Annotated in this window: 6 protein-coding genes; 3 read left to right on the top strand and 3 right to left on the bottom strand. The window is 71.0% G+C overall.

The window, feature by feature from the left end; translation table 11 throughout:
* Nucleotides 1–171 precede the first annotated feature (171 nt).
* From GT354_RS50245 to GT354_RS50235, 3 genes are read right to left on the bottom strand one after another with little or no spacing between them, the layout of a single operon-like run.
* A complete protein-coding gene (locus GT354_RS50245; RefSeq protein ID WP_161364920.1) occupies nt 172–804 on the bottom strand; it encodes a hypothetical protein in 633 nt (210 codons plus the stop codon).
* Entirely contained in the window at nt 801–2387 is a 1587-nt protein-coding gene (locus tag GT354_RS50240) for a HAMP domain-containing sensor histidine kinase (protein ID WP_202513183.1), read from the bottom strand. The genes GT354_RS50245 and GT354_RS50240 overlap by 4 nt, the downstream gene beginning before the upstream one ends.
* Nucleotides 2388–2437: 50 nt before the next feature.
* Nucleotides 2438–3115 carry a response regulator transcription factor gene (locus GT354_RS50235; protein ID WP_346012530.1) on the bottom strand — a complete coding sequence of 226 codons (678 nt, stop codon included), beginning with the start codon at nt 3113–3115 and terminating at the stop codon, nt 2438–2440.
* Between the two features lie 168 nt (nt 3116–3283).
* Between GT354_RS50235 and GT354_RS50230 the strand changes: the two genes are divergently transcribed.
* From GT354_RS50230 to GT354_RS50220, 3 genes are all read left to right on the top strand, one after another.
* On the top strand, nt 3284–3895 hold the full coding sequence (locus GT354_RS50230) for a SigE family RNA polymerase sigma factor (RefSeq protein ID WP_161364918.1): 612 nt from the start codon (nt 3284–3286) through the stop codon (nt 3893–3895).
* Between the two features lie 344 nt (nt 3896–4239).
* Complete coding sequence (locus tag GT354_RS50225) at nt 4240–4593, top strand: hypothetical protein (protein WP_161364917.1); 354 nt, start codon at nt 4240–4242, stop codon at nt 4591–4593.
* Between the two features lie 203 nt (nt 4594–4796).
* Nucleotides 4797–5401: hypothetical protein (locus GT354_RS50220; protein WP_202513182.1), on the top strand; the 605-nt coding region annotated here is incomplete at its 3' end.

Genomic DNA, 5401 nt, shown 5'->3' with positions numbered 1-5401 from the left:
CCGCGTCGCTCGCCGACGCGCCGTTCCCGCCGGTTCGGCCGGCGCGCCGACCACGGTGCCGCGCTCGGTGGCGGCGAGGATGCCGGCCAGGGACGAACGCGCGTCCCGTCGGCGACCTGCGACCTGCGACCGGCGCCATGGCGGGCGGATCGCCGCCCGATCGCCGCCCCCTCACTCCTTGTCGAAGGCCGACGGTGGTTGGGTGAAGCGGGGAGGAGAGGGGGACACCGCCCCGGGTACCTTGCGGCTCATGTCGAGGTAGCTCTCGCAGCGGTACGCCTCCGCCGTGCCGCGCCGGCCCGACAGCAGCACGGTGTCGCCGCCGGACGCGCTCTGGAGCGTGCACACGACCTGTCCCAGGGCCACCGTGGCGAGCGCCGAGAGGGGGGCGTCCAAGCGGAAGAGCGTGGGCGGATCGCCGTCGCGTTGCGGCGCGGCGACCAGGCCGCCCGCCGGCAGCCCGGTCGTGAAGCCGTCCAGCGCCTCGGCGTCGTTGGGGCCCAGGTGCAGCTCCTCCAGGAGCTGGTTGACCTGCTCGGCGCGGACCCGGTCCGCGTTGCCCTCGGCCGGGCGCAGTTGGAGTCGGCCGGTCCGCGGCAGTGCCTGAAGCCGGTTGTCCTTCACGAGGTACACGATGTGCCGTTCCGTGCCCGGCAGTTGCGCCTGGGCGGACGGCGTCGTGCGGTTGGCGGGCTTGCCCGCGCCCACCGGCCCCTCGGTCGGCCGAATCCCGCAGGACGACAGCGCGGCGAGCACACCCGTGGTCGCGAAGACCACCATCACAAGTCGTCGCTGCGGGCTCACCGCACGCCTCCCCGCTCGTCGGGACTCGGGGCGGCGCTCGCGGTGCCCTTGTTGGGAGCCGAGTCGTACTCCGCGTCGAGGTCGGCGTGGACCCCGTCGTCCTCGACACCCTCGTCCGGGTCGACCAGGTCCTCGTCCACCGGGCGAACCAGCGGCAGGCGCAGGGTGAACATCGCGCCGCCGGCGGGCACGTTGGACGCGTAGGCCGTGCCGCCGTGGATACGCGCGTTCTCCATCACGATCGACAGGCCAAGACCGCTGCCCTCGGAGCGGGCCCGCGAGCTGTCGGCCTTGTAGAAGCGGTCGAACACGTGCGGCAGGACGTCCTCAGGGATGCCCGGCCCGGTGTCGGACACGCGGATCACCAACTCCTCCGCGTCCGGATCACCGTGGGTGCCGGGCGCGAACTCGCGCGGTTCGCTGTGGATTTCCACGGTCACCGGCGAACCGCCGTGCCGCAGTGCGTTGCCGACTAGGTTGGACACCATGACGTCCAGTCTGCGGGGGTCCACTCGGGCGAGGATGCCCCGGGGTGCCCGAAGGTCCACCGCGTCCATCCACGCACGGGCGTCCAGGCACGCGGTGACCAGGTCGGTGATGTCCACCTCGTCGGTGACCAGGGCCGCGGTGCCCGCGTCGAAACGGGACACCTCCATGAGGTCCTCGACCAGGGTCGCGAGCCGTTCGATCTCGGCGACCACCAGGCGCGCGGCGGGCGCGCCCTGCTCGCCGAGACTGTCGGCCTCCTCCTCCAGGAGTTCGCTGACCGCCGTCATCGCGGCGAGCGGCGTGCGCAACTCGTGCGAGACGTCGGCGACGAAGCGCCGGGACGAGGATTCGAGCGCGCGCAGTTCCGCGACGCTGCGCTCCAGCTTCTGCGCGGCGTCGTTGAACGTGCGCGACAGGTCCGCGAGTTCGTCCGATCCACGTACGTCGAGCCGGGTGTCCAGCCGACCCGCGCCCAACTCGCGGGCGGCATGCCCGAGTTTGCGCACCGGCCGCAGGATGTGTCGGGCACCCAACAGCGCGACCACCGCCGCCGCGACGAGCGCGAGCAGCGTGCCGACGATCAAGTAGCGCGCGAGCGAGTTGAGATCGGCCTGTTCGTCCTTGAGCGACTTGAACATGTAGCCGGTGGGCCCGTCGGGGACCACGCGGGTGCCGCCGACGAGATACGGCTGACCGTCGATGTCGATCCGTTGGAAGTACATGTGGAAGCCGCCGTTGTCGTCGGCGGTGTTCACCGTGCGCTGCAACCGCGCCGGGACGCGCTCCAGGGGGAACTTGGGATTGGACGCCTGCGTCTGCCCGTCGGCGCCGACCAGGACCACCGCGTAGCCGAAGCTGCTCTCCTGCATCTGGTCCACTGCGGGCCCCAGGGACGCGCGGGTCGGGTTCGGCGGCAAACCGCCGGAGACCCGCCCCAGATTGTCCCGGAACTCGGTCAGCACGGAGTTCTGCGCGCGCTCCAGGACGGCGTTACGGGTCAACCAGTACGCGACGCCGGAGGCGGAGACCGCCGCGATCAACGCGACTATCGCGAACGCGACGAGGATTCGAAAACGCAGCGAGCGCAGCTTCAACGTGGGGGCGACCCGCCGAACGAACCTGCGGCCGAGAGTCGGTCGGGCCGTCACTGGGGCGGATCGAGGCGGTAACCGACGCCTCGGACAGTGCGGATGAGCGTGGGGGCGGACGGCGTCTGCTCGACCTTGGCGCGCAGCCGCTGCACGCACGCGTCCACCAGTCGCGAGTCGCCGAGGTAGTCGTGCTCCCACACGAGCCGCAGCAACTGCTGTCGGGACAGCGCCTGGCCGGGCCGCCGGCTGAGTTCGACCAGCAGGCGCAACTCGGTCGGCGTGAGCTGGAGTTCCTCGCCGGCCTTGGTCACCGTCATCGCGTTGCGGTCGACCACGAGGTCGCCGAACACCGACGCGTCCGACACCTCGCGTTCGCCGCGGCGCAGTACCGCGCGGATGCGCGCGTCGAGCACTCGCGGCTGGACGGGCTTGACCACGTAGTCGTCGGCGCCGGATTCCAGACCCACCACGACATCGATGTCGTCGTTGCGCGCGGTGAGCAGGATGATGGGCAGCGAGTCGGTGCGGCGGATGCGCCGGCACACCTCGAATCCGTCGATGCCCGGGAGCATCACATCAAGCACGATCAGGTCGGGGCGTTGCTCACGCCACCGTTCCAGACCGGCTTCACCGGTGGCAGCGGTGACCACGCGGTGGCCCTGGCGGCCCAGGGCGAGTTCGAGTCCGGTTCGTACGGAGTCGTCATCCTCGATAAGCAGCAGGTAGGGCACGCAGGCCATTGTGTCTGACGTCACGGGTGGGAAGAACACGGGGCAGCCCTTCGCGGTTCGCCCCCCGCAGGCGCTGTTGCATACCTGTGACAGCTCACCGACGTTGTGATGAACCCCGCCAAGCAGGCTGTACTCCAGAGAACGAGCTCCGGAACTGGGGGAGAAGTCATGCAGTCGCAGGCCATTCGCAAGGACAATCGCCGCACCGTCGTCGCCCTCGCCCCGCTGAACGGATATGCGCGCAGCGCTCCGTGCACGGACAGTGTCGACGACGAATTCACCGCGTACGTCCGCGAGCGCCGCTCGGCGTTGTTCGCCACGGCCTACCACCTGACCGGTGACCGCAACGAGGCCGAAGACCTGTTGCAGAGCGCGCTGATGAGTACCTATCAGGCGTGGGGGCGGATCCAGGACAAGGCCGCGCTCGGTGGCTACCTGCGTCGCACGATGACCAACCTGCACATATCGGCCTGGCGTCGGCGCCGGATCAACGAGTACCCCTCGGAGGAGCTGCCCGAGCGCCCCGACGGGTCGGACTCGATGGGCGACACCGAGCTGCGCGCCGTGCTGTGGCGCGCGCTTGCGAAGCTCCCCGAGCCGCAGCGCACGATGCTCGTGCTGCGCTACTACGAGGGTCGTACCGACCCCGAGGTCGCCGACGTGCTCGGTTGCAGTGTCGGCACCGTCAAGTCGAGCATCTGGCGGGCGCTGCGCCGGCTGCGCGAGGACGACGCGCTCAGCTTCGGCGCGGACGAGGCGTTCGCCGAACTGGTCGCGTAACCGGTCGGCTCACCCGAGTCCTCGACCGAGGCTCGGGACCGCAAGGTCCGACCTCCGCGTCTTGCTTCGTGGTTGCGGTTCCGGTGACGTCCGGACCTCGCGACCCGAAGACTTCGCGACTTCGCGCTTCTCACTGTTCAGTTGTCGGGGTTCCGTGATCCGGACCCGGAATGTTCCTGTCGTGTTCGTGTCATCGGCAGGGACGGCGGGAGAGGCTGTGACGGTTCCGTCGAATTCGGAGCACATTCGGGACATGTGCGGACGGGGTGCCGAATTGCCTTTCTCGTAGTCGAGTGGCTACGTTGCGTGGTCAATCGCGTACCCGACAGGGAAGGGCCTCCCGCATGTCCTCCGTTCTTCGCACCGTCCTCGCCGTGACCTCTCTCGGCGCCGCCGCCGCGTTCGGCATCGCCGGGCCCGCCGCCGCCGCGCCTTCCGCTCCCGAGGGGACGTCCCGGCCCGACTCGCCCGTCGGCCAGACCTCCGGTGCCGCCGCGGCCACCGGCGCTGCCGCGGCCACCGATGCCGTGCTCGGCGTCGCGGAGCGCCTCCAGCTCAACCCGATGAACGGCGGCGGCCTCAACCCGCTGTCCAACACCGCGGGCGCCGACGTCGGCGGCGCGCCGGTCAGCACCGGCATGGTCACGGACGACCTGGCCAACGGCATGACCGTGGACGAAGCGCTCAAGAGCCTCTGAGGCCTCCGGCCTCGGCTGTCCGTGGCGCGCCCGTGCGCGCGCCGTCGCTTTTCGAGGCTCGGGTGGGCCGGTGAGGACGCCCCGAAGCTCTCGTGGCGCCCTTCCTGAGTCTTCGCGGGCCCTCTCGTCGAGGCCGGCGTCCTGCCTCCGGCCGTGCGTCCGTCTACCCTGAGCCGCGAACGTGGCCACGGGGAGGCAGTCGGATGCGGCAGGAAACGGATCGTTTGCGGGAGCCGGCGGCGTGGGCGCTGGTCGGCTTCCTGGCACTGCAACTGATCGTCGACGCGCTACGCGTGTTCTTGGGTGTCGGGTCGGGGGTGGACGGTTTTCGGGCGCGGGCCTACGGCGGCCAGTCGGCCCTGCTCGACGTGCTCACCCCGGTGCTGCTCGCCGTCGCGGTGTTGCTCACCACGCACGCCGGGAGTCGTACGCCGAGGGCTCGGACCCTCACGCGGGCCGCGCTCGGGGTGCTCGCCGCGCAGGCGGTCGCGGGCCTCGCGGTTGCCCTGGGCGGGCTCGCCTACGAGGGCGGCGGATTCGCCGACATACCGGCGGCGGCTCGGGTCGAGCAGACCGCGGTCAACGCCGGGGTCCTCGTACTGTTCGCGCTGTGCGCGTACTTCATGATCGTCGTGCTCGGGGCGCCCGTCCCGCCGACGGTCACCCGCGGCAAGTCGTTGCCGCACCAGGAGTGGCCTTCGTACGCGCAGGGCGTTGCCTACCAGGCCGCGCAGGCCGGTTCGGTCCCGGCACAGGGCATGCCGTCGGGCACTCGGACCGCGGAGCCGGCGCCGACCGGCACGGTCCC

The sequence above is a fragment of the Streptomyces sp. SID3343 genome (assembly GCF_009865215.1).
Taxonomy (GTDB): domain Bacteria; phylum Actinomycetota; class Actinomycetes; order Streptomycetales; family Streptomycetaceae; genus Embleya.
This window is presented reverse-complemented; position numbering and strand designations above follow the sequence as displayed.